This is a genomic window from Pseudoalteromonas apostichopi, from assembly GCF_030297135.1.
In the GTDB taxonomy this organism is placed as follows: domain Bacteria; phylum Pseudomonadota; class Gammaproteobacteria; order Enterobacterales; family Alteromonadaceae; genus Pseudoalteromonas; species Pseudoalteromonas apostichopi.
Window position 1 is genome coordinate 1,103,499 of sequence record NZ_AP028065.1, and the last position, 23,362, is coordinate 1,126,860.

General features: G+C 42.2%; 20 protein-coding genes. 9 read left to right on the plus strand and 11 right to left on the minus strand.

The window, feature by feature from the left end:
• The first annotated feature begins 14 nt into the window (after positions 1-14).
• Positions 15-308, plus strand: a complete 294-nt coding sequence (locus QUE86_RS04955) for a hypothetical protein (protein WP_286259563.1) — start codon at positions 15-17, stop codon at positions 306-308.
• Here the strand turns inward: QUE86_RS04955 and QUE86_RS04960 are convergent.
• From QUE86_RS04960 to QUE86_RS04985, 6 genes are all read right to left on the minus strand, one after another.
• A complete protein-coding gene (locus QUE86_RS04960) occupies positions 305-1,225 on the minus strand; it encodes a histone deacetylase family protein (protein WP_167659186.1) in 921 nt (306 codons plus the stop codon). The two genes, QUE86_RS04955 and QUE86_RS04960, sit on opposite strands and share 4 nt — an antisense overlap.
• A gap of 68 nt (positions 1,226-1,293) precedes the next feature.
• Entirely contained in the window at positions 1,294-2,841 is a 1,548-nt protein-coding gene (locus QUE86_RS04965) for a serine hydrolase (RefSeq protein WP_286259565.1), read from the minus strand.
• Positions 2,838-3,353 (minus strand): gamma-glutamylcyclotransferase family protein, encoded by a 516-nt coding sequence (locus tag QUE86_RS04970; protein ID WP_167659184.1) that lies wholly within the window; start codon positions 3,351-3,353, stop codon positions 2,838-2,840. Before QUE86_RS04970 ends, QUE86_RS04965 begins: the two co-directional genes overlap by 4 nt.
• Positions 3,354-3,360: 7 nt before the next feature.
• On the minus strand, positions 3,361-3,981 hold the full coding sequence (locus tag QUE86_RS04975; protein WP_130050602.1) for a LysE family translocator: 621 nt from the start codon (positions 3,979-3,981) through the stop codon (positions 3,361-3,363).
• A 6-nt stretch (positions 3,982-3,987) separates the two neighbouring features.
• Positions 3,988-4,770, minus strand: a complete 783-nt coding sequence (locus QUE86_RS04980) for a hypothetical protein (protein WP_239976835.1) — start codon at positions 4,768-4,770, stop codon at positions 3,988-3,990.
• 3 nt (positions 4,771-4,773) lie between these two features.
• Positions 4,774-5,244 carry a CreA family protein gene (locus QUE86_RS04985; RefSeq protein WP_286259568.1) on the minus strand — a complete coding sequence of 157 codons (471 nt, stop codon included), beginning with the start codon at positions 5,242-5,244 and terminating at the stop codon, positions 4,774-4,776.
• Positions 5,245-5,347: 103 nt separating this feature from the next.
• On the opposite strand from QUE86_RS04985, the gene QUE86_RS04990 reads away from it, so the two are divergent.
• Both QUE86_RS04990 and QUE86_RS04995 read left to right on the plus strand, forming a co-directional pair.
• Entirely contained in the window at positions 5,348-5,935 is a 588-nt protein-coding gene (locus QUE86_RS04990) for an outer membrane beta-barrel protein (protein WP_130050599.1), read from the plus strand.
• A gap of 10 nt (positions 5,936-5,945) precedes the next feature.
• Positions 5,946-6,275 (plus strand): 5-carboxymethyl-2-hydroxymuconate Delta-isomerase, encoded by a 330-nt coding sequence (locus QUE86_RS04995; RefSeq protein ID WP_130050598.1) that lies wholly within the window; start codon positions 5,946-5,948, stop codon positions 6,273-6,275.
• 1 nt (position 6,276) lies between these two features.
• Here QUE86_RS04995 and QUE86_RS05000 read toward each other — a convergent pair whose 3' ends face one another.
• On the minus strand, positions 6,277-8,406 hold the full coding sequence (locus QUE86_RS05000) for a winged helix-turn-helix domain-containing protein (protein WP_286259574.1): 2,130 nt from the start codon (positions 8,404-8,406) through the stop codon (positions 6,277-6,279).
• A 330-nt stretch (positions 8,407-8,736) separates the two neighbouring features.
• Between QUE86_RS05000 and QUE86_RS05005 the strand changes: the two genes are divergently transcribed.
• Positions 8,737-11,757 (plus strand): TonB-dependent receptor domain-containing protein, encoded by a 3,021-nt coding sequence (locus QUE86_RS05005; RefSeq protein ID WP_286259576.1) that lies wholly within the window; start codon positions 8,737-8,739, stop codon positions 11,755-11,757.
• Between the two features lie 60 nt (positions 11,758-11,817).
• Here the strand turns inward: QUE86_RS05005 and zapE are convergent, their stop codons facing one another.
• Positions 11,818-12,930 carry a cell division protein ZapE gene (gene zapE, locus QUE86_RS05010; RefSeq protein ID WP_167659178.1) on the minus strand — a complete coding sequence of 371 codons (1,113 nt, stop codon included), beginning with the start codon at positions 12,928-12,930 and terminating at the stop codon, positions 11,818-11,820.
• 58 nt (positions 12,931-12,988) lie between these two features.
• Here zapE and rsuA point away from each other — a divergent pair, with 58 nt between their 5' ends.
• Positions 12,989-13,687: a 16S rRNA pseudouridine(516) synthase RsuA gene (gene rsuA, locus QUE86_RS05015; protein WP_286259579.1), complete on the plus strand. Its 699-nt coding sequence runs from the start codon at positions 12,989-12,991 to the stop codon at positions 13,685-13,687.
• Between the two features lie 103 nt (positions 13,688-13,790).
• A complete protein-coding gene (locus QUE86_RS05020) occupies positions 13,791-15,416 on the plus strand; it encodes a methyl-accepting chemotaxis protein (RefSeq protein ID WP_286259581.1) in 1,626 nt (541 codons plus the stop codon).
• Positions 15,417-15,479: 63 nt separating this feature from the next.
• On the opposite strand, the gene QUE86_RS05025 is transcribed toward QUE86_RS05020, so the two are convergent.
• Positions 15,480-16,262: a YggN family protein gene (locus QUE86_RS05025; RefSeq protein WP_286259583.1), complete on the minus strand. Its 783-nt coding sequence runs from the start codon at positions 16,260-16,262 to the stop codon at positions 15,480-15,482.
• A 105-nt stretch (positions 16,263-16,367) separates the two neighbouring features.
• Positions 16,368-18,797 (minus strand): zinc-dependent metalloprotease, encoded by a 2,430-nt coding sequence (locus QUE86_RS05030; RefSeq protein WP_286259585.1) that lies wholly within the window; start codon positions 18,795-18,797, stop codon positions 16,368-16,370.
• A 160-nt stretch (positions 18,798-18,957) separates the two neighbouring features.
• Between QUE86_RS05030 and QUE86_RS05035 the strand changes: the two genes are divergently transcribed.
• Positions 18,958-19,926 (plus strand): class 1 fructose-bisphosphatase, encoded by a 969-nt coding sequence (locus QUE86_RS05035; RefSeq protein WP_130050591.1) that lies wholly within the window; start codon positions 18,958-18,960, stop codon positions 19,924-19,926.
• Positions 19,927-19,972: 46 nt separating this feature from the next.
• Here the strand turns inward: QUE86_RS05035 and QUE86_RS05040 are convergent, their stop codons facing one another.
• Positions 19,973-20,293, minus strand: a complete 321-nt coding sequence (locus QUE86_RS05040; protein ID WP_130050590.1) for a hypothetical protein — start codon at positions 20,291-20,293, stop codon at positions 19,973-19,975.
• 42 nt (positions 20,294-20,335) lie between these two features.
• Between QUE86_RS05040 and QUE86_RS05045 the strand changes: the two genes are divergently transcribed.
• Positions 20,336-20,692 carry a DUF5522 domain-containing protein gene (locus tag QUE86_RS05045; protein WP_130050589.1) on the plus strand — a complete coding sequence of 119 codons (357 nt, stop codon included), beginning with the start codon at positions 20,336-20,338 and terminating at the stop codon, positions 20,690-20,692.
• A 181-nt stretch (positions 20,693-20,873) separates the two neighbouring features.
• Complete coding sequence (locus tag QUE86_RS05050) at positions 20,874-23,306, plus strand: TonB-dependent receptor (RefSeq protein WP_130050588.1); 2,433 nt, start codon at positions 20,874-20,876, stop codon at positions 23,304-23,306.
• Positions 23,307-23,362: the final 56 nt, after the last annotated feature.

Here is a 23,362-nt window from a genome sequence, read left to right on the forward strand (position 1 = left end):
ACACAGGACAATAAATGCACTCATCATTTCCTAAGATTATTTTTTCAGCTAATGAATTAGCATTAGTAGAAGGTGAAGCCGATATTGAAAGCTTTGTTTATGGTTTGAGTGAGGAGCAGCAACTCGCAGTTATTATGCTTTTAGCTACAGGGCAGTATGTTAATTTGCAGGGTGAGAGCGTTAAAGCCTTAACTGACGCTGAGCTTGCGACTAAAGTGACTGAGCATCTAGCACAAGAAGGAGTGTGCTGTTTAAGTAAGGTTTCTCGGCTTACACCATCGCAAGCCTTTGCTATGCTGGCAGATTAAGGTGCATCCACCAGCGCTTTAATATGCGCCACAGCACTTCGACCAAGGGCTGATAAGGCATAACCTCCTTCGAGGTAAGAGACAATCCCTTTACAATCTTGCTGTTGGCAAAACTCAGCTAGTTGTGTAGTGAGCCATGCGTAATCATCTTCAACAAACTTCAGGCTTGCCATGTCATCTTCAAGGTGAGCATCAAACCCAGCACTAATAAACAATAGTTCAGGCTTAAATTCATTGAGTTTTGGCAGCCATTGCTCAAGGTACACAGCTTTCAAGTCATTACCATCACTGGCAATTGGCAGCGGTGAGTTCACTAAAGTCGCGTTATTTTCAACCGCAGTATTAGGATAAAATGGGTGTTGAAACAAAGAGCAAAACAACACATTATCATCTTCTAAAAAGATATCTTGAGTGCCGTTTCCATGGTGAACATCGAAGTCTAGAATAGCGATGCGTTTTACACCTTTGCTTTGCGCATATTTCACGGCAATGGCTAGATTATTAAAAACGCAAAACCCTGCAGAGGAGCTGCGGTTTGCATGATGACCCGGCGGTCTAACCGAGCAAAAAGCTGCATCTAGCTTATCAGCAAGGATCTCATCAACAGCTAATAACCCGGCGCCAACGGCGCGCTCAATCGCTTTCATTGAGTCCGGACACAGCCAGGTGTCGCCGTCTAATTCAGCAAGCCCGTCATTAGGAATTGTTTGTTCTACATGGCTGACCAAAGACTCATCATGAGCACGTAAAAAATCGTCGCGGCTAGCTTTTGGAGCTTGTAAATGAGTAATTGCAATATCAACACCGCTTGCTAGCAAACGGTCGGTGATCACATCTAAACGCGCGGGACATTCTGGGTGATCCTCAATCATTTTATGTTTACGACAAAATGGATGTGAGATAACTGCCGTTCTCATAATACGCTCCTTGGATTATTTTCCCCCAGTATAACAAAGCCACCGAATGGTGGCTTTGCGACTTTGGTTTACTTTTTAGCGCGTAAATCTAAATTTCTAAAGTCAAAACTAAAGTCAGTGACCGCCGTTGATACAGCGCGCATTTTCGCACCACTCACTCTGTTTTCTGGGCTCATTTGAAACTCTATGTAAGCATCCGCTTCAAGTAACTTTTCATCCCACTTAACAATAAAGGTATTGCCAGTGTAATGCTCTAGTTGACCTTTTAAGCGCTTTGTATGAGTAAAATCAATACGTAGCTGACCATTTAACTCTTCGATGACCACATCACCATACCAGTTATCATGCAGTGTACCTGTGTAGTTGATGTTTGGTAGTTTCGGTTGATAATCGGCCGGTGTTTCTGGTTTTGCATTTGCGTAAGCTTCTTTTTTACCTTCAAAATGCTTTTTCGCAAGATCTTCAACCCAGTCTTTATCTTCAAGATCTAATGCATCTTCTAACACTTCATAAGTTACTGCAGATAACGCACTAAATGCTTGCTGGTTACTAAGAATCACAATACCGAGGTTTTTCTCTGGTAATAATGTCACTTGAGACACCATACCTAAGATACCACCACCATGGCCTAACTTTTTAATGCCGTGGAAGTCTTCAATACTCCAGCCTAAACCATAGCCTCTAAATTGCTGATGGTAAGCTTCATAAGCTCTTTTTGAGGCCATTGACGTAATATGTGGATGCCACATTTGTTGCTGCTGCTTTTCAGTGAATAACTGATCGCCATTTGGCATTTTGCCATGTGCAAGCTGCGTGCGTAGCCATTGGCTCATATCACTCACGCTTGATGCAATCGCACCTGCACCACGGAAGTCTTCAAGGTAGTTAACAAAAAATGGATGTAGTTGCCCATCCATTGGGATATGACCCGTAGCCCAGTTTTTATTACTACTAGGGATACGTGAAAAACCAGCTCGCGAGTTTTTCATATCGAGAGGCTCAAGAATATTTTTCTCAATATAATCATTCCAGCTCATGCCAGAGACACGCGCAACCACCTCACCTGCTGTCACAAACATTAGGTTGTTATACGCGTATTTACTGCGAAAACTACTTGCCGGTTTCAAATATTTTAGGCCTGCGATGATCTCATCAATCGATTTGTCGGTATCTGGCCAAATCATTAAATCACCTTGCCCTAAACCCAAACCGCTACGGTGGCTTAATAAATCGCGAATGGTCATTTCGCGCGTGACATAAGGGTCATACAAGCGAAACTCAGGTAGATGTTCAATGACTTTGTCATCCCAGCTTAGCTTGCCTTCATCAATCAATTTAGCTAACGCTGCTGCGGTAAATGCTTTGGTGTTTGAGGCTATACCGAATAATGTGTCTTTATTTACTTTTTTACCGGTATCAAGGTGAGATACACCAAAACCTTTTGCTAACACGACTTTATCATTTTCAACAATCGCCACAGCCATACCCGGTACATCAAAACGTGCCATCGACGTTTCGATCACTTTTTCGATTTTCTTAGTATCAATATCAGCATAGCTGTAAAACGAACAGCTTGATAACAATGCCGCTGCAACGGCTAATTTACGGAGTTTCATAATATCCCTTGGTGATTTTTATTGTTGTGAATAGCGAACTCTTTCGCTGCTCGGGTTTTATCTGGATCATCGCAACTTTGTCTTGCGAGTATTGCTTCACTGTAATGATTTGGTACACCTGCTTCAAGCGCTCCGCGATGAACATGCTGAAGATACCAGTCGAATGGAAGTAAAGACTCATCAAGGGTGTTAGCAATATAACAATGCGCAGCGAGTTGCTCGCCATCAATTAGCTCAACGGTGATATCTACACAGTCATAACGTGGCCCTTCGATATCATCAAGAATCGACTTTTCCGCTTCGTTAAGCTGATAAACAACGCCATATACCAAGGTATCTGCTTGCGCTGTTTTACGCACGCTGCATTTTGCAGAACCATCGGTACTCACCATATCAAAAGTCAGCTCATAACCCTTTAAAATGGCTGTGCCCACCCGTTTTGCTCCAGGTAGCCTTGCCAGCAATCGACTCGATGACATATTTGAACCAAATGAAAAGTTATACAGCGCCATACTCACCTCACACAACAACGCGAATAGCTAAGGCAATTAAGATCACCCCAATGCCTCTATCAAACCAATATCCGCTTTTTAAGAAAAATGCTCTCACCGATGTTTTTGATAACACCAATGATAAAAATGAAAACCACAACCAAGTTGCCATTGCCATATATACACCATATCCAGCTTGCACTAAAACGGGTGTTTCAGGACTAATCACAAGAGTAAACAGCGACATAAAAAACAGCGTTGCTTTGGGATTAAGGGCATTAGTAAAAAAGCCGCGTCGAAATGCTTTATACACAGATTCAGGCTCAGCAGGTGCAAGAGTTTGCTGCTTACTATCGTTGGGTTTTGCACTGCGTAAGGCTTGTACACCTAAGTAAGCCAGATAGGCCCCCGCAACGTATTTTAAAGCCATAAATAAGCTTGGTGACTGCGATAATATTAACGCCACACCTAATACACAATAAGCAATATGTAACAGAATTGCCGCCCCCACACCGGCACTTGTCCAGAGCGCATTTTTACGACCTTGTTGAATACTTTGTTTTAGTACGATCGCAAAGTCAGGGCCTGGGCTTGCCACTGCAAAAAAATGAGCAATAGCAATCAATAAAAACTCATCTAAATACTGCACGAAAAATTACCCTACGGCTTGTTCATCTAGAGCCAACAGCAAAGGATTTGCACTATTACTAATCAAAGCGTTAATTTGCTTTTGCGCTTTTTTATATTGGCTGCGTAAATGGGGCTTTAAAAACTTTTTCGACTGACTGTCCCCTTTAAAGTGCGTAACCAGCGCATGCATAAACAGGGTCTGTGGTTCAGTCAGCGCCGCTTGGCGATTGGCATAGGGGTTATAACCGCAGCCACAGCCACCTTTAAATTGATATACCGTATTGCTCATCATTACCCCAAAACCTAAATAGCATGCTAACGCATCACTTGCTTGTGGTAAGTACTCTTTACCGCCAGGAGGTAATACACCCACATGGTGAATCAAAATAGTCGCTAAGGTTCCTGCAAAACTTGCGACTAAATCTTGTGGTTGATTTATTTGGTTTGGGTTAAACGAGATATTCACCGGGTGATTTGCCGGTACGATTAAACTTGCCTCGCTACCGCGTAAATTGTCTTGAAATTCAAAGTGCGGAAACACCTGTGGAGTCAGCCCTGATGGCGCAACTAAGTTAATTGGCCACGCCTTCATACCCGCATAATCAACAACTCGACTAAATACCTTTTCAGCCATTTCACTGACGCTCGACACCCTATCTGGAAAAAATTGTCCGTTGGGTAAAATAACTTGGGTATGCTTTAAAAAATAATCACTATCAAAATGCTCAACCGCCCATAAAAAGGTATCAATTAACCATTGCTGCTCTTGCTCATCAATTAACGGGGCTGATTTAAATAACGCTAACATAAATTACTCTTGTGTTTGTGCCCATTGCCATGCACCCGTGTTGTAAAGGGGCACGGTAGATAAAGCGTGATGATGGCTGCCACTTGACTCTTTGGTTGAATAAGACAAATACAAAAGAGTGCGTGTAGGTGCATCATAAATTCGACGCACTTTTAACGATTTAAACAAAATACTTTTCGATGACTTAAATACCACTTCACCCGATTTACTGCGGTCAATTTGCTTTAATTGTTCAGCCGTAATCGGCCCTGTTTGACGACAGGCAATAGACATATCTGAAGGATCAGCAAAATCAAGATTCGCTTCAATATGACTAATGTGGCAAGTAACACCGCTGATCAGCGGATCTTGTTGTGATACCACTTTAATATCTTTGGTAGTGAATAACCCTAAACTTACCGAAGCAGCATCATCCGAGCAACCGCTCAACAAAACTAGTGGCGCAGTCAAAGCAGCTAATTTTAGTAACTTCATCCTAGTGTTCCTTATTAAAAAGCGATAGTTGTCCGTTTACAACGATTTGCTTGCTATGTTTCAATACTATCTCAAAATATCTTCAACAACGAGCATCTAAACAATGAAAAAATCGTTTGGTTTACTGTGTTTCATGTTCTTAAGTAGTACAGCTCATGCTGGCTACTCTATTAGCGCTGGTTTTGGCAAAAACTTTACTAACTCGGTGCAAACCGAAGAAGACCTTAAAATTGAGCTTGAGGATGACAGCCATTTTACTGTCAGTCTCGATAGAACCATTGATAATGCTCGTTACGGGTTCTTTTATTCAGCAACCGAACTTGATATGAAAGACCAAACCAACAAGCAAGTCGAGATGCAATATCTGCTATTTCAAAGTGCCGTAGAAGTGCCATTGGCTGACCGTGTGGTTGGTTTTGTTGGCGCCCAAATTGGCGCAAACTACGTCAGCACTGACTTTGCCGATTCTGATACATTTTTTACCTCGGGCCTTTATGCTGGCGCTGATTATTTATTTACTGAACAAGCTCGGGTTTATGTTGAAACTCGCTGGCTGGCAACTATTGTAAATAATGCAAGCAATGTATCGTGCACATTGCCAACATCAGAAGACAATCAATGTCTATGGCACTTTGATGGTGATGTGTTAAACCAATTTCAGACAAACATCGGTTTTAGTTACCGCTTTTAAGGAAAACCCTATGCCGCACATTGTTATAGAACACTCAGAAGACTTGCCAATTCTGCCACAAGTGTTAGTTGAAAAAGTTCACCAAGCCGTTTTTGACTCTGGCTTATTTGAGCTTTCGACCATAAAGACTCGTGCTATTGCTTATCAGCATTACGAATTAGGTGAAGGCAAAGATGGCTTTATTCACATCGGCGCATCAATCATGGCAGGCAGAACCATAGAGCAAAAGCAAATGCTCAGTGAGCAATTGCTAAGTTGCTTAAAAACATACTGCCGCCGCTCGTATAGTTTAAGCGTTAATATTTACGATATGGATGCTGATATCTATCGTAAGTGTTAACTCACTTAGGTAAATAGGCTGCAGGTAAGCGCTTGATTTCTGTCTCTGGCGATAGGTATGCGGTGTAAACCAACCAACGCTCATTGGGTATGTAGGTCAGACCCGATGAGCGGCTATAAGCTCGCTCAGGTAAAGCAATTAAATCATGGTGCTGCTTACTCGCTAAGTCATAGTAGCTTATGCGGTAATCACCTAAGCGTTCTTTATAATAATAAATACGCCCATCATGGTAAGCATTTTTTGCCACCAGCAACCATGCATAATTGCGCGCCAATTTAATATCATTCACAAGCATTTCTTCAACACCCGTCTCATGGTGTTTAATCCAAATAGCATGGCGTGAATTAGTAAATAAAATATCACCCGCTTGTGTTTCAACGCCGAACTGCGCTGGTACATCAACGGCTTTGCCTAGGCTTTTTGCTGTTAAGTCATAACGGTATAGGTAGTCACCATCAGAGACTAAAATATGCTGGCTATCAGCGCTAAACTTGGGTTTAACTGCATGACTAAATGGCAGCTTGATTTGTTGGCTTTGCTCTACTTTGAAATCATAAAAGTATAAGCGGGTACTGCCATTGTCGTACCAAGAAAACAAAATATAGCGCCCATCAGCTGACCAAGTTGGGTCACGAATTTCCCCCGTGTTATGTGCAAAATGGGTAAGTTGCTTTCGCGAGCTGCTATCGGGGTTTACAATCCAAAGCTGCGAACTGCCCGATTCATTCGACACATACAGCAGTTTATCTTGCTGCTGATTATATTCAGGAAATAGCGAACTAAAGTTGGTCGACAGCATAGAAAACGGTGAGCTGGCTACTTGCTCGTCTATTTTCAAACGCGTGATCACTTTATCTAAATCCCATTGATGATAATAAACACTGCCATCGCTACTGTAATTAGGCGAGCTCATACCAGCGATTTGCGTGTTAATTAGGGTTTGATCATTAATATCGTAAAAATAGCCATAACGTTTGCCGCCTTCAACTGCGCTAAACGCCAATTGCTCTTTAGATGGATGCCAATCCACACCATGAATATCAACAAAGTCATGAGTTAAGCGTTGGCTTTGCCCTGTCTTTACATCAATTAAAAACAGCGCTTTTTGGTTGTTTTTAACAGTACGAGTAACCACAACTCGCTGAGCACTTGGCGAAAACGATACCGACTCATACACAGTTTCGCAGTCATTATTGCAAGGAATAACCGTTTCACTTGTTTGTTTTGCCTGTAAATCGAGCAGCTTAATACGAGTTACATAATCACCTGACTTACTGGTGTGATCAGCAATGTAAGCCAAGGTTTTACCATCACTACTGATATCAAGATCTGGGGCATATTTATTACTGCACTCCCCTAATACAACACTGGTAGCATTAACCAAAGACAGCTTTACAATTTCACAGACATCTGACGCCATTCGGTAATAGTACAACGTGTTTGCATCTGGGCTAAACACAGAGCGGCCTTCAGTATAGGGTGAGTCTGTTAATTGCTTAGCAGGATGCTCAGGAAAATGTAAATCGCGTAAATATAGGTTATTTGGTTTACCAAGCTGACGCCACGAATACACTAAATAATGCTGATCATCTGAAATTGAAGGGTAAATCTCACGACCAGGGCTTGCCGTAACACTTTCGATGCTATTGAGCGGTAGCACAAAGCTTGAATTTGTTTGTTCTGAAGGCGAAGAAAACAGCCAATACATCACTGCTAGGCTAATTACACATAAAGCTACGAACAGCTGGCGAATCTGCGCAGCAGTGATACTTAAGGGACCAGGTTTATCTTTATCAGCTGTATCTATTGGCTGAGGCTTTAACAAAACGCGATAGCCAGTTTTTCGTAATGTCTCTATGTAAGTTTGTTCTGGGTCGAGCTCTTTAAATGCTTTTCGTAAATGCCAAATAGCATTCGTTAAGGCTTTTTCACCGACATAAAAATTGCCTTCCCATACATGATTGATGAGCTCTTCACGCGTGATTGGTTCGGGGTAACGCGCCACTAAGCAGGCTAACAACTCAATAAACTTAGGCTGCAAAAGTTGTTCACTACCATTGCAGATCAGTTTATTTTCGAGTGGGTTAACAATACATGAGCCCAGCTGATAAACGCGATTAGATGTTTCCATTTACTCTAAATAAAACCCCATTTTAGAAGTACAGCAGTATAAAGCCCTATCAATTTATCGTAAAAGTGGTTCTTTCACCAGCTTTAACGTTGCAAAACAGTTAACAATGACCACTTCTTAAGCCACTGATTTTAAATAAATAGATATTCAATAGATGTAAAATAGAGACATAAACGAGCCACCTAAGATTGTAGTTAAGTTCACATTCCTATAAAAATTTTTACGTCAATACCGACCAACCAGAGTGTTGCTCACTGTAAATTTTAACTGCCCTTAAAAAGAGCATCACTCTGGTTCTAAAAACTAAAAATAAAACAACTAGGAACGCCTGTGAGAAATCTACTAACCAAACCTTGTGCTATTGCACTTGCTGTTGCCAGTGGTTTTAGCCAGCATGCATTTGCCAATGAGGCTGAGATTGCCCGCCCTGCCAACACCACTCCAGCAGCTAATGAACAAACTGAAGAACCTGAAAAAATTGTTGTAACAGGTTCACGTATTAAACGCGATAGTTTTTCAATTCCAACACCACTGGTCACAATGGACCGTGAAGCCATTGCCGATACAGGTTTAACCAACTTATCAGATATTCTTGTTGATAATATGCCTGCTCTTAGTGAGAGCATAGGTAACACCACCAGCCAATCAAGTGTATCAGCAACAGGGTTATCTACAGTACAACTACGAGATTTAGGTGCTAATCGTACACTAACACTGATTGATGGTCGCCGTGTTGTTTCAAATAGCTACAGCGGCAACTATGTAAGCTTAAATACCATTCCGAGCGGCATGGTTGAGCGTGTTGAAATAATCAGTGGCGGTGCATCTGCAACCTATGGTGCCGATGCTGTAGCGGGTGTGGTGAATATTATCACCCAATCAAAAAAAGAAGGCTTTGATTTTAAAGCGAACACAGGTGAAACCACCGATGGCGGCGGTAAAGAATTTACCCTTGATTTAAACTACGGTACCTCATTTGCTGAAGATCGCGGTTACGCCTATTTCAGTGCCAACTGGGACCGTGATTTCGGTATGACTTTTTACGATCGTAAACGCGCACAAATTGAAGATAGTTACGATTACGATCCAGATCGCATGTGTAATGTAATGCAAACAGCAGATGGCGATCAATGTATGCGCGACATCACGCAAGCTGACTGGGTAAGCAAGAGCGACGGCATTCCGGGCGGTGTGTTCTTAGAACACAGTCGCAACGACACACAGTTTTGGTATGACGGTCAAACATTACGTGATGACTGGAAAGGCAACGAAGAAATTTACGGTGTGAATTCAAATCAATACGTGATGCTTGATGTACCAAGCGATAACGTATCTGCAGCAGTTAAAATTGATTATGACTTAACTGACGATGTGATGTTTTACGCGCAAGTTCAATACAGTGAAAGTGGCTCATTTAACAATAAGTCGCCTGAAGATGAATACGAAGGTGCGTATGTACCACGTTACGACCCTACCACTGGCGAGCCACTTGCAGATGTGGCACCGGGTTATATTCCAATCGACAACCCATATGTGCCGCAAGAAATTCTCGATGCCAACCCATATAAAGATCGCATTTATTGGGATCGCCGCTTTAGCGAAGTCGGTAATATCAGCACAGATAATACCCGTAAAACTATTCGTAGTTGGGCAGGTCTTCAAGGCACGTTATTTAACGACGAGTGGGACTGGGATCTATCAGCAAGTTATGGTCGTTTTACCCAGCACCAAATCCGCAGTAATGAATTAAATACCGTAAAACTTAATCAAGCCTTGCAAGCTGAACAGTTAGCAGATGGCACCATTCAATGTATTGATGAAGCAGCTCGCGCTGAAGGCTGTGTGCCAATTAACTTATTTGGTGAAGGCTCTATCACCGAAGAGATGGCTGCTTGGATCCGTACCAACCCAATTATTGATACCGAAATAAAGCAATACGGTGTGGTTGGCTACGTAGCGGGTGATTTATTTGAATTACCAGCAGGCTCCGTATCTGCTGTATTTGGTGGTGAATACCGTAAAGATAGCCAAGACCTATCAACCAGTGACGACATGAAAGCTGGCGGTATTACCTTTAACTATGTACCAAATTTTTATGGTGAAGTTGAGGTCTATGAAGCCTTTGCAGAACTTGCAATCCCGCTGTTAAAAGATGCTCCTTTAGCAAAAAATTTAAGCGCAGAAACTTCATTACGTTTAGCTAACTACAGCATGGAAAACGTCAACACCGTTGCCAGCTACAAACTAGGTGTATTTTGGGAACCAATCGAAGGCTATGCATTTAGAGCAAATTACGCTCGCGCTCAACGTGCACCAACAATCACAGAGCTTATGTCACCACCGCGTGGCGATTACGACAGCTATGATGATATTTGTGACGGTTTAACGGCAACATCAACTAAACCAGGTCACGATAACTGCCGCAAAGAGCCTACGTTAGCTGCCCAACTTGCCGCTGATCCTGACTTTAAATTTAGCGATGAGAACAACAGATACTCACCGGGGACTGGTAACGAAAATCTAAAAGAAGAAACCGCTGATACTTACACCTTTGGGGTTACAGTGGCTCCAGCATTTTTAGAAAACTTTAACCTTGCCGTTGATTACTACGATATTGCCATTGTTGATGCGATTTCGCAGATCAGTAATGAAAACATCATGCGTGAGTGCTACAACTCAGAAGCTGCATGGGGTGAAGACAACGTATTTTGTAATGACATTACCCGCAATAGCGAAGGTAATATTATCAAAATTCTACAGCGTCAATATAACCTCGATGAGCTAACTGCTCGTGGTTACGATGTGGTTGCACAGTACAAACTAGACTTAGATAACCTAGGTCAGTTGTCGTTTAAACTAGATTACAACCATGTAATTGAAAACTCGCAAACTTATCAAGGCCTTGATGGCAGCTTAGTGACTAGCCATTACGCAGGTTACGGCAGCAGCAAAGATAAAGCATCAATGTCACTTACATGGCGTAACGATAACTTGCGTATTCGTTGGCGTACAAATTACCTAGGCTCGTTTAAAGCAAGCCAGAGTCTTGAAGAAGATTACAATGAGTATCTTACTGAAAACGATGCCCGCTGTGAGGCTGGTGAAGATACCTGTATCAGTAACCCAGAAAAACTTGCCTACCAAGATTATGGTTCGTTCTTAAAACACAGCCTTTCAGCGTCTTACACTCTATCACTTGGTAAACAGAGCCAACTGCGCGTATTCGGTGGTGTGAATAACGTGTTCGATAATAAAGGTGATTTTTATCCATATGGCCGTGGTAACTACTATAGCGCATACGGCGGTGGTGCAGGTCGCTACGTGTATGTAGGTGCTCAATATAGCTTTTAACCGTTTCATATGAAGATCCCCAGCTAGGCTGAAATCAAAGGCGCATTTTTATTGCGCCTTTTATCTTTTCCAGCTTTGCATCTCAACTAATCGAGATTCAGTTCGCGCATATTCAAATGCCAGTTTTTGCCCTTGATATAAATCGCTAATACCCGCCTGTGCTGAGATCACCAGTAATCGACTACGATCATAAAACTCATCAACTAAAGCAATAAAGCGCCGTGCTTCATCATCTAAGAAGTGTTCTTGTAAGTCTTGCTTTTCTCGCTGATAGCTATCTTCAATGCCATGCACAATTTGTTTGCCCGTTGCCCCGCGCCCCATTACTGGCACATTGACTAAATAAACTCGCTGAAACTGCTCTGCCAAATAAATATAATCCGCCGTGCTTCTGGGTCCTGAGCAAAGCGTCATAAAATCAAACATAATGGCGTCTTGAGCTTGCATTACACAGCTAAGATGGCGATGGCAAATCTCTATCATTGATTGCCTTTGTATTACTTGCTCTTGTTTTAAAAAGCGCTCTGTTAGGGCATCTTTGTTATTAATAAAATAATGTTCGGTTTGTTTACCAAAGCGAAAGCGATGATCTGTGTCGCCTTCAACACTGAAAATATGGCAATGCTCATTTAATAAATCGATAGTGGGTAAAAATCGTGCTCGCTGTAAACCGTTGCGATATAACTGCTCAGGTTGGCAGTTTGAGGTCGCGACTAACACGACTTGCTGCTCAAACAGGGCTTTGAATAAACCACCCAAGATCATAGCATCACCAATATCAGAGACAAAAAACTCATCGAAACAAATCAAGCGAATGTGCTCTGCCCACTCTTTAGCAATCACCTTTAGAGGATTTTTTTGCCCTTGCAGCTGGGTTAGTCGCTCATGCACTTGCTTCATAAAATGATGAAAGTGCAAACGCTGCTTAGCTTCAATATTGACCAACTTGAAAAACACGTCCATCAACATGGATTTACCACGTCCTACAGGGCCATATAAATAGACCCCTTTTATTGGCTTTGCGCTTTGCCACCAATGTCTTGGCGCAGCCAGTTCTGTGGCTAGATTATCAAGAGCATTAATCGCTGTGCGCTGGGCACGGTCTTCTTGCAAATCACCTTTGGCTATTTGCGCTTGGTAATACTGTAATATTTGTCCTTGCTGTACTGTCATAGGTAACTAGTATCCGCTATACTCGCCGCCATTGTAGCCGACTAAAAATGTGATCCCAATGAAATTTCCATGCCGTTTAGATAAATTTATCAGCCATATTGCCGAGTTACCTCGCAGCAAGACCAGAGCAGGTATTAAACGCAAATACGCCACTGTTAATGGTGAGGTGATCACCTCATTCGATTTGTCTGTAACACAAGATGATGATATTCGCTGGCAAGGCGAGCCGCTGGTCTTTTTAGGCAAGCGCTACTACATGCTTAATAAGCCAGCGGGCTATGTGTGTGCTAATAAAGATGACCTTCACCCGACTGTATTCAATTTACTTGATGAACCAAACATGAGCGACTTTCATGTTGCAGGTCGGTTAGATATCGATACTACAGGTTTAGTGATCATTACTAATGACGGCGACTGGTCACACAAAATTACAGCTCCAAAGCATAACAAGTTCAAAACTTATTTAGTTGAAACTCAAGAGCCTATTGATGAAGAAGCAATTACAGCGTTAGAGCAAGGGGTGCAATTGCACAACGAAAAAGAGCTAACCCGCCCTGCTATTGTTGAAAAACTTGCAAGCTATAGTTTACGCCTTTCAATTTGCGAAGGTAAATACCATCAAGTTAAACGAATGCTTGCCGCTGTAGGCAATAAAGTTGTTGAATTACATCGTGAAAAAATAGCGAATATCACCCTCGATGAAAGCCTTGCAAGCGGTGAATATCGTGCTCTTACAGAAGCCGAACTCAAGCTCTAAATAGGTACTTGAGCAAAAGTCATGATAACGCTGTCATTTTTCCTTAATAAAACCAGACAAACGTGGTAAAAGTTAACAGGGGAAATAATAAAGGAGGCTGACTGTGTTATCAGGACTAGCTTTAAAAACAAAAATCACCTTATTTGCTATCGCTATATTTATTGCGTTATCTGCGATAGCTTTACTTGGCTTACAGTCTTTACGCCATGCTAGCGAAAGCGACAACATCGCGCGTATCAACCAGCTCATGAAAAGCACTACCAATATTGTTGAGCAATTTGAGTTGATGGTTAAAAACAACCAACTCAAAGAAGCACAAGCAAAGAAACTTGCTATTCAGGTGCTGCGCGAAAATAAATACCACGACTCAGAATACGTGTACGTCGTCGACAACAACTTAAATTTTGTCGCTACCCCACACGACCCTGAGCTGCATGGCACCAGCTTTAATGATTTTAAAGACGCCAGTGGCAACAGCATCGGCCGTATGGTCGAAAATTTAGTGGGTAACACAACCAATAAAATTATCACCTATCATTGGGATTCAGTGCGTGATGGTGAAACGGTAGATTTAACCTCTGTAGTACAAAAAACACCGCTGTTTGGCTGGTATGTTGGTACTGGCATTAGCGCTAAAGAAGTTGATGAACGTTATTGGAATACCGCTAAGTGGTTGCTGGGCCTTTCCATGCTTATTGCCATTGCGCTGACTTTTGCTATTGCTCGCTTTGGTTCATCGCTGACTAATGCCTTAGGCGGCGAAATTGATGAAGTAATTGGTATTGTTAAAAACGTCTCTCGCGGCAACTTAAACTCACATATTCGCCAAGATGCTCCTCCAGAGAGCATTATTGCTGCCATGCATTACATGCAGCAAGGTTTACGTGGCGTTGTTGGCGGCATTAAAGGCGTTACAGATAGCTTAAAGAATCAAAGTGTCGATAACGAATCTCGCTCTGTTGAACTCGATAAACTGACTCGTAGCCTTAATGAAGAAACTCAAATGGTTGCTTCAGCAATTACCGAGTTAACAGCCTCAGCGCAAACGGTTGTTGAACATGCCGAACAAGCAGCCTACTCAGTGCAAGAAGCTGAGCAGCAAGGTCAAAGTGCAAGTCACTTAACCAGCGAGGCTGCTGACACCATCGCGCTTTTAGAGCAGCAAATTGACAGCGCTGGTAATAATATTCAAGTACTCGATGATGAGGTAAATAACATCGCAAATGTACTCAGTGTTATTCAAGGTATTGCCGAGCAAACCAACTTGCTTGCGCTTAATGCTGCGATAGAAGCCGCCCGTGCTGGTGAGCAAGGGCGAGGCTTTGCTGTAGTTGCTGATGAAGTGCGCGGACTTGCCCAGCGCACGCAAACCAGCACAGAAGAAATTCGTAATATGATTGGCAAACTGCAAGCAGCAACCCAAGATGCCAAATCATCAGTGTCCCTAAGTATGACAACCAGCGAACAAACCGTTGAAAAGTCGAAAAAAGCGAATGACGAGCTAAAACGGGTAGCAAGCTCACTCAGCGCCATAGCACAAATGAGCCATCAGATAGCTATTGCTGCAAAAGAGCAACTAGATGCCGGTGAAGACACAGCCAAACGCATCGTAACTATCTCAGACACGGCTTCACAAACGGCTGATGTATCTAATCAGGCTCATACAGCAACCGATTTGATCAAAGGCCTTACTAACGATTTAGAAACTGAAACCGCTAAATTCAGCTAACCTTCGCTAACTTAAAACGAGAAAGCCCAGCAACTGCTGGGCTTTCTTGTTATAAAATTTGCACTAAGACTTTATTTGTACCAAATCAAAATCGGCCATACCAGGCACCATTTGTTGTAAGCGTGATTCAGTGACATCTAACGAGTTCAAACAATCACAGTACTCAGATGCCTTCATCTCTAACTGCTCTGCTTTCTTTTGCAGTGACTTATCAATTTCTTTTGAGATGATATCCATACGCTGCCCCATATCATTGATACGGTCTTCGATGTTACCTTCGCGCGACTTAAAAGCATCCCCTAGCGAGACTAAAATAGCGCCAAGTGAACCGTGAACTGCAGAGTGAATTTTTTGGCTGATTTCTTTGGTAAAAAAATCATCGATTTTCGACAGCGACTGCGGGGCAATAAAGAAAAAGTCATCACCACGCTTAAATTTATCCATTAATGCACGTTCAACATATTGCAGCTGAGTTTTTAGCACTTCAGGCTCTTTGTCTGACATGCCCTCAACAACTTGCTCGATGGCACTTAAGCCAAGGTTTACACCATCTGTTGCCAGGTCAACAAGTTCAGGGACGGTTTGTCTGATCCCTCGGCTGAACTGCTCAACGACTTTGCTTTCTTCGGGACTTAAATCAACCCAATAACCTCGTATAAACAATTGGTTATCGTTGTTAATTTGCACGCGAGTTTGACCCTTATCAACAATACGAATGACATCATCGGTAATGATTAAGCCATGGCTTAGCTCTACATCACATTGTTTTTTTTCTAAGGTTGCGTAGCTGGAAAAGCTAGAGAATGTAATGGCCGCTGCTAACAACGAGCGAGAAAAGAACGCCATATACACCTCAAAAAGACAAAAAAGGAAGGCCGCTAGATTAGCAAATATCCAATTTTATGCAAGTAAAACGCCTAGCTATGCTAGGCGCTTTGAAGTAAAAATGGATTAAATTGGTGAGCCCGGTGGCATTGGCAACACCTTAAAGTTTGCAGGCCATTCACCGCTTTCTAAAAAGAGACTGATTTGCTCACTTAAATATTGCTTAAATGCACTGTTCCCAACGGATGCACTACCTAGCATTGATTCTTGCTGGTAACTCTTTGCGAGTTTAGCTAAGTAATAACGCAATTGAGCTTGTACTTCGGGTGCCACTTCATTGCTTGCAACTAAATCAGCAAATTGTTTCGCTGTTAAAAGCTGCACACGTTGGCTAATTTTACCAGCCATCCCTGAAGCAACCTGTTGTTCGAAAATTTGCTGATAAGTTTGTGCTAATAGTGCATCTAAACCATAAAATGCATCACTTCGTGCTTGTTGCTGCGCTAAACGGTTAATGCGTTGGCTATTAAAAAGTAGGCTCAAACTATGTGCAGCTGCAACCTCTGGCAGTGCCATCGCATCAAGCGTTAGTCCTGTACGGCCAACAATGCTCTCCCGTGATTTTGATTCACCATAGGCTTTTGGTGGAATAAGCGCTAATACCGACTCAGGTAAAACAAGGTTCTCAGCTTTTAATGTCGCAAGCATAGCATCCACTGCAGCTTGTTGTGTTTGCTTTGCAACAACCTGTGCCCCTTTAGGTTGTGAGCCATCACGCACTTCGTATTCGTAATTCACGCCAGCAATTAGCTTAACAGCAGCTTCAACTTGATAGCGATGGAATAGATAAAGCGGCACCAGCATTTCTTCTAATTGCGACAAAGTAGTGCCTGTTTTGATGTTTTCTATACCAAAGTTAGTCAGCGCTTGCTTACGAACATCAAGTACTCGCATTAGCTCATCACTTGGTGAACGACCATTATCCCATAAATGCCCTGTTGGATGAGCACCACCTTGAGCGCGGGCATCACTGTCTGAGATAAACTCCAGCCCTTTGTTTTTATTCTCAGCTAAAATTGCGGCCAATTGCTGTGCTTCATCTTGATTTGTGAAATCGCTATAACCGTATTTAACAACTTGGGTATCCCAAACGCCCATACCAGAAGCATAGCCTCGGCTAACATCTAACTTACCTTGTTCATTAAAGCTAAGTAGCGGGTGTGGATAATCCATCACAGAGGCTCTATCTGCCACTGAGGCTGCAAAGTTATGAGAAATACCTAAAGTATGCCCCACTTCATGAGCACTTAACTGACGAATACGATCAAGTGCCATTGCTTGTAAGCGCTTAGCCACTTCATTCCCTTCAAAATAAGGTGCAGCTAATGCTTCTGCAATTAAGATGTCTTGACGAACACGTAATGAACCCAGAGTCACATGGCCTTTTATAATTTCGCCTGTCCGCGGGTCAATCACAGAGCTACCATAAGACCAACCACGCGTTGCACGGTGCACCCATTGGATCACGTTGTAGCGTACATCCATAGGGTCGGCATCATCTGGTAGCACTTTAACTATAAAAGCATTCTTGTAGCCTGCTGCGTTAAATGCATCATTCCACCATTTAGCACCATCAAGTAATGCTGATTTAACTGGCTCAGGTACGCCCGGATCTAAATAATAAACTATCGGCTCAACGGGTTCGCTGATTGGTAGGCTTGGATCTTTTTTCGCTAGACGATGGCGAGGGATGTAACGCACATACATAGACTCACCCAGCGCTGCCGCATAATCTTTGTGCTCAATGCTCCAGAAACCTGCTTGAGGGTGGAACTTACGCGGGGTGTAGTTATCATCAGGCAGTTCAATTAATGAATGATGCATATGCACCGTTAGCGCGTAAGGGTCTGCACTCACTTGGCGAACATACTTACCAGGCTTATTACCTTGAAAAGTAAGTACTGCTTCTAATTCAGTATTTTTTTCAAATGCTTTTGAGCGTGCTAAATAAACCGCACTGCGGTTGCTATCTAAGTTAAAACTTCCCTGCCCAGTTGCCGATAAACGACGGCTCACACCATGAACATCGCTTAATAAATAAGGTGTGTAATCCACTAATACGGCGGTTTCTGACTGAGCAACAACACTAAACCCTGCTAAGATACTTGATGCAAATGCCTCTTTAATACTTTGTTGTTCCGCAAGGTTATTAGTGTTAGCACGGTAATAAGTATTTATGGCTCTTAACATCACCTTATCGCCAAAACGTTCAAACTGAACTAAGTGAGTATCACCTAGCTGACCGCGATCTAAGCCAATATCGTTTGAACCGACACCATAAGGTAAGCTTTGTTGTAATAAAAATTGCTGCTCGAGTTTATCCACCTCAAGATACAATTTGCCGCTTTCTGTATCGTAGTAAAATGAAAAATAGCCTGAAAAATGAGTCATTTTTTCAGTAAAATCATTTATAGACTTAATTGCTGCGTGTGCTTGAGTTATCATAGTAAGTAGCACAGCTAAGAGCAGATATCGTAGTAATGGTATTTTTTGCATAATCTTATCTTTGTTATTCGCGTTTTAAATACTGTATAGGTATTAAGCAGTATAAAGTACCGCCAAGAAAAATCAGCTATTTAAGACGAAATTCAGCGCTTGCTAAGACATTCTCTCTCACACTAAAAATGTCTGGCTACAACGTTATCAGGAAAATAGAATGCGTAGACTCCCACCGGTATTGTTAGAAGATGGTTGCCCTCGTGAACTGATCTCATTGATCAGAACGGTACTTGCGGCATGTAAAGAGATTTCATTTCGTGTTGGTCAAGGCGCCCTATCTGGCGTATTAGGCTCAACCCTAGACGAAAACATTCAGGGTGAAACACAGAAAAAACTCGACGTGCTAACTAACCAACTTTTAAAAGATATTTTATTAGAATCGGGCTACGTAAAAGCCATTGCCTCTGAAGAAGAAGACTTCACCGTTGCGGGTAACCCTAATGCCAACTACATTGTTGCATTCGACCCACTTGATGGTTCATCAAATACAGATATCAACTCACTCGTTGGTACGATTTTCTCAATTATGGCGGCGCCTGAAGGTGCAGATCCGGCCGACCCAAGTATCTTTATGCAACCGGGTAAAAACCAAGTAGCGGCAGGTTACGTGTTATATGGCCCATCAACGGTGCTAGCATTAACAACAGGCAAAGGTACACGCTTTTTCACCTTAGATAAAACTCACGGTACCTTCTTATTAACAGAAGACTTTGCAAAAGTACCTGAAGATACTAGCGAATTTGCTATCAATGCTTCAAACCAACGTCATTGGCAGCCAGCGATGCAAAATTACATCAATGACTTAATTGCTGGTGACACAGGCCCGCGTGGTCGTAACTTCAACATGCGCTGGATTGCTGCAATGGTGGGTGATGTGCACCGTGTATTATGTCGTGGTGGTATTTTTACTTACCCAACCGACACGAAAGATCCAAATAAACCTAACAAATTACGTTTATTATACGAAGCAAACCCAATGGCAATGTTAATCGAACAAGCTGGCGGTATAGCCTCTACTGGTACTGAGCGCATCATGGATATTCAACCTGATGCAATCCACCAACGTGTGGCGGTGATCTTAGGTTCGAAAAACGAAGTTGAAACCTGTTTAAACTACCATAAATAGCAACAAGCAAATGCCTTAAGCTAAATAAGCTTAGGGCTAAAAGAAGCTATTTCATCACTTCTAATAGCTTCTTTAGCGTACTTTTACTCAATTCACCCATTTGCTCGTTATTGCTTAAAGCGTAAATAGCCCCTTCTACGGCACTTTCGTCTATGTCTTGTCGTGACTCTAGTACGTTCGCCCAAAGTTCTAATTCATCAATATCTATTTCGCCGTTAATAGCACGCTGTAGAACCTGACAGAACACTTCTTGCGTTAGAATATACACATCATCTTGGATGTCAGGAGTGCTTGTAATAACTGAAATTGCCTCAAATCGATTATCACCAAAACGAGCAAACTCTCCTAATGCGTCTAATTTATCCATTTGCTATGCTTACCTTTTCAATCTCAAAGCACCTTTTAATTAATGACAACCCTTACATGCTCACGATGCAAAGCAACCCTTAACTGCCAAGCCGACAATATTAATGCCTGTTGGTGTAATGAGCTACCCAACATTTTACCACTCGATGAGACCGCAACAGAATGTTTATGCCGAGACTGTACTATAAATAAAATAAATTCATTTTTATCAGAACTTTACCAAAAGCCTCTTGAACAGCAGCTTGCCTTTGCTAAGCCTTATTTTACTCAGGGTAACTTAATAGAAAACCTCGATTACACTATGCAAAACAATTACATGGTATTTAGCCGCTGGTTCTTTTTAAAGCGCGGCCATTGCTGTAGTAATGGTTGTACGAACTGCCCTTATTCCGATAGCTAACACCTAAACAGATTATTTATTCAATTATTTTGCATTTAATTGCAAATAACGCATGGACGATGAGAATAAAAATACATTATAATTGGATATAAATTCACTAAATCATCAATTTTTAAGCTTAAATTACTAGTAACGTCTATTTTTTGAGCATAAATTTACTGTAACTAACTCGGAATCTATCATGAACACCTTTAAGCCTGCTCTACTTGCAAGTGCAATTTCTGCGGTTTTAATTAATAGCAATATGGCGTTTGCTGCTGAAGATGCTATCGAAGTTGATAAATCAATTGAAACTATCCAAATCACTGCAACACGACGTGCAGGTTCTGTGCAAGATGCACCGCTTAATATCACAGCCCTAAATGGCGATGTAATTAGCGACCAAAACATTGGTGATCTTGAAGATGTCGCTCGTTGGGTACCCGGTTTAACAATTTCTGATCAAGGTGGTCGTGAAGGTTCTCCTATTATCGTTCGTGGCCTGAACACAAATACCTCTGACCGTATTTCTGACAGTGGCACAGTGGCAACTTATGTTGGTGAAATTCCACTTAGCATTGATTTACGTTTGACTGATGTTGACCGTGTTGAAGTATTAATTGGCCCACAAGGTACACTATACGGAGCAGGTACTTTAGGTGGTGCAATCCGTTATTTATTAAAACAACCTGAGCTTGATATCACCGAAGGTAAAGTAACAGGCGATGTATTTAGCATTAACGAAAGTGACGGTACAGGCGGTGAGTTTGGCGTGGTATTCAATACTCCGCTAATTGAAGAAAAACTAGCCCTTCGTGCTAGCTTAAATTATTACGATAACCCAGGTTACATTGACTACACTCACGTGGTTCTAGAACCTGGCGTATCAAACCCGAACCCTGATTTTTCAGACAGCAGCGATGTAAATGCCAACTTAAAAAGCGTAAGCGATGTTAACGATGAGCAAATCACCACAGCACGTTTATCACTACGCTGGCTTGCCACCGAAGATGTTGATGCAACGCTAAACTACTTCTATCAAAAGCAAGAAAATGGCGGTAATTCGACGTCTCAATACGGCTCACTTGCAGATAGCAGTGCACTACAAGGTATCCCAGGAAAATACGAAAATGTAGCTAGAGTGCTTGAACCCGGTGAAGAAGAAAACGATTTATTAAGCTTAGAAGTAAAAGCAGATCTTGGTTTTGCTGAGCTGGTATCTGCATCTGGTTGGTCTAGCTATGAGCAATCTGGTCAGCGCGATCAAACTGATCTTCTTTACGATATTTGGTCAGGGTATGCCGACTTTCCTTCTTTTGTTGGCTACACGCACGACACCTCAGATCGCGATACCTTTACACAAGAGCTTCGTTTAGTTTCAAATAGCAGTAGCGCTTTTAACTGGATTGTAGGCGGCTTCTATAACAAAGTAGAAAGTCACTCAGATGATCGTGAGTACACGCCGGGTCTGACTGAGTACTGGGGTGGCGGTATTCCAAATGTTGAACAAGACCTTGAGTACATTCTAATTTCTGATAGCGAAACCACTGAAAAAGCACTTTTTGGTGAAATTGGCTACAGCATCACAGATCAACTTGATGTCACTGTTGGCGCTCGTTTTTATGAATACGATGTATCAACAACATCAGGCTCTGCAACCCCGCTTTATTCTGGTGACTTTGATTCACTAGATAATCTTGTTATGGAAAATGTAAGCGCAAGCGATAGCGGTAACTTATTTAAGTTTAATGCTAATTACACATTCGATAATGGTGTGCTTGCTTACTTTACTGTGAGTGAAGGTTTCCGTATTGGTGGTGGTAACGGTATTGCTCCTTGCCCTGATGTATTACCTGAGCAACAAATTGTTTGTGCCCTGCCAAACGAAGAAGATTACAAACCAGATACAACGGTCAACTACGAGCTAGGCTTTAAGTCATCATGGTTACGTAACCGCCTACATTTCAATGCAGCGCTATTTAATGTTGATTGGAAAGATGCGCAAGTTGGTAGCAGTACAGTAAATGGCCAAGAGTTAATTACTTCGAATGCAGGCTCTGCTAATTCTAAAGGTGTCGAACTTTCTACTCGCGCAATGATTGGTGATAACTGGGCAGCTTATGCAACATACGCATATGCAAAAGCCGAATTAACCGAAGATGCACCTTACTTATTTGGCGTATTAGGTGACGACTTAGCGCAGTACCAAAGCTACTATGATGGCGCTAAAGGCGACCGTTTACCGGGTGCTCCTGAGCATCAATTCTCTTTTGGTCTTCGTTACGAGCAAGATATCCTAGGTGATAAACTATTAAGCGTAAACTACGGTATCACAGCACAAAGCGATGTGATCACCAAAGTAGGCTTAAAAGCAGATGGCGAAGTATTACCAGGTTATGCACTAAGTAACTTATCTGCCAAAATTACTGGCGATATGTGGTCTGCAACCCTTTACGTAGACAACTTATTCGATAAGTACGCGTTCACTTCTGTACGTCGTGATAAGTCTTGGGCTGGTATGTCGCAATATGCTGAGCTTAACAAAGAGCTACCTGAGCTACAGCGTGTTTATGGTCACTACACCACCGCACCTCGTACAATCGGTATGAAGTTTAGCTACAACTTTGAGCTGTAATTAAATACTCGAATAAAAGCCTTGCCGCTTTTAGGCAAGGCTTTTAAGATAATCTC

Coding starts and splice junctions, on each gene's coding strand:
- QUE86_RS05000 (WP_286259574.1), bottom strand. CDS start 8,406: ATGGAAACATCTAATCGCGTTTATCAGCTGGGCTCATGTATTGTTAAC.
- QUE86_RS04980 (WP_239976835.1), bottom strand. CDS start 4,770: ATGTTAGCGTTATTTAAATCAGCCCCGTTAATTGATGAGCAAGAGCAG.
- QUE86_RS04970 (WP_167659184.1), bottom strand. CDS start 3,353: ATGGCGCTGTATAACTTTTCATTTGGTTCAAATATGTCATCGAGTCGA.
- QUE86_RS04995 (WP_130050598.1), top strand. CDS start 5,946: ATGCCGCACATTGTTATAGAACACTCAGAAGACTTGCCAATTCTGCCA.
- QUE86_RS04990 (WP_130050599.1), top strand. CDS start 5,348: ATGAAAAAATCGTTTGGTTTACTGTGTTTCATGTTCTTAAGTAGTACA.
- QUE86_RS04955 (WP_286259563.1), top strand. CDS start 15: ATGCACTCATCATTTCCTAAGATTATTTTTTCAGCTAATGAATTAGCA.
- QUE86_RS05040 (WP_130050590.1), bottom strand. CDS start 20,293: ATGGATAAATTAGACGCATTAGGAGAGTTTGCTCGTTTTGGTGATAAT.
- QUE86_RS05025 (WP_286259583.1), bottom strand. CDS start 16,262: ATGGCGTTCTTTTCTCGCTCGTTGTTAGCAGCGGCCATTACATTCTCT.
- QUE86_RS05045 (WP_130050589.1), top strand. CDS start 20,336: ATGACAACCCTTACATGCTCACGATGCAAAGCAACCCTTAACTGCCAA.
- QUE86_RS04960 (WP_167659186.1), bottom strand. CDS start 1,225: ATGAGAACGGCAGTTATCTCACATCCATTTTGTCGTAAACATAAAATG.
- QUE86_RS04985 (WP_286259568.1), bottom strand. CDS start 5,244: ATGAAGTTACTAAAATTAGCTGCTTTGACTGCGCCACTAGTTTTGTTG.
- QUE86_RS05030 (WP_286259585.1), bottom strand. CDS start 18,797: ATGCAAAAAATACCATTACTACGATATCTGCTCTTAGCTGTGCTACTT.
- QUE86_RS05050 (WP_130050588.1), top strand. CDS start 20,874: ATGAACACCTTTAAGCCTGCTCTACTTGCAAGTGCAATTTCTGCGGTT.
- QUE86_RS05035 (WP_130050591.1), top strand. CDS start 18,958: ATGCGTAGACTCCCACCGGTATTGTTAGAAGATGGTTGCCCTCGTGAA.
- QUE86_RS04965 (WP_286259565.1), bottom strand. CDS start 2,841: ATGAAACTCCGTAAATTAGCCGTTGCAGCGGCATTGTTATCAAGCTGT.
- rsuA (WP_286259579.1), top strand. CDS start 12,989: ATGAAATTTCCATGCCGTTTAGATAAATTTATCAGCCATATTGCCGAG.
- zapE (WP_167659178.1), bottom strand. CDS start 12,930: ATGACAGTACAGCAAGGACAAATATTACAGTATTACCAAGCGCAAATA.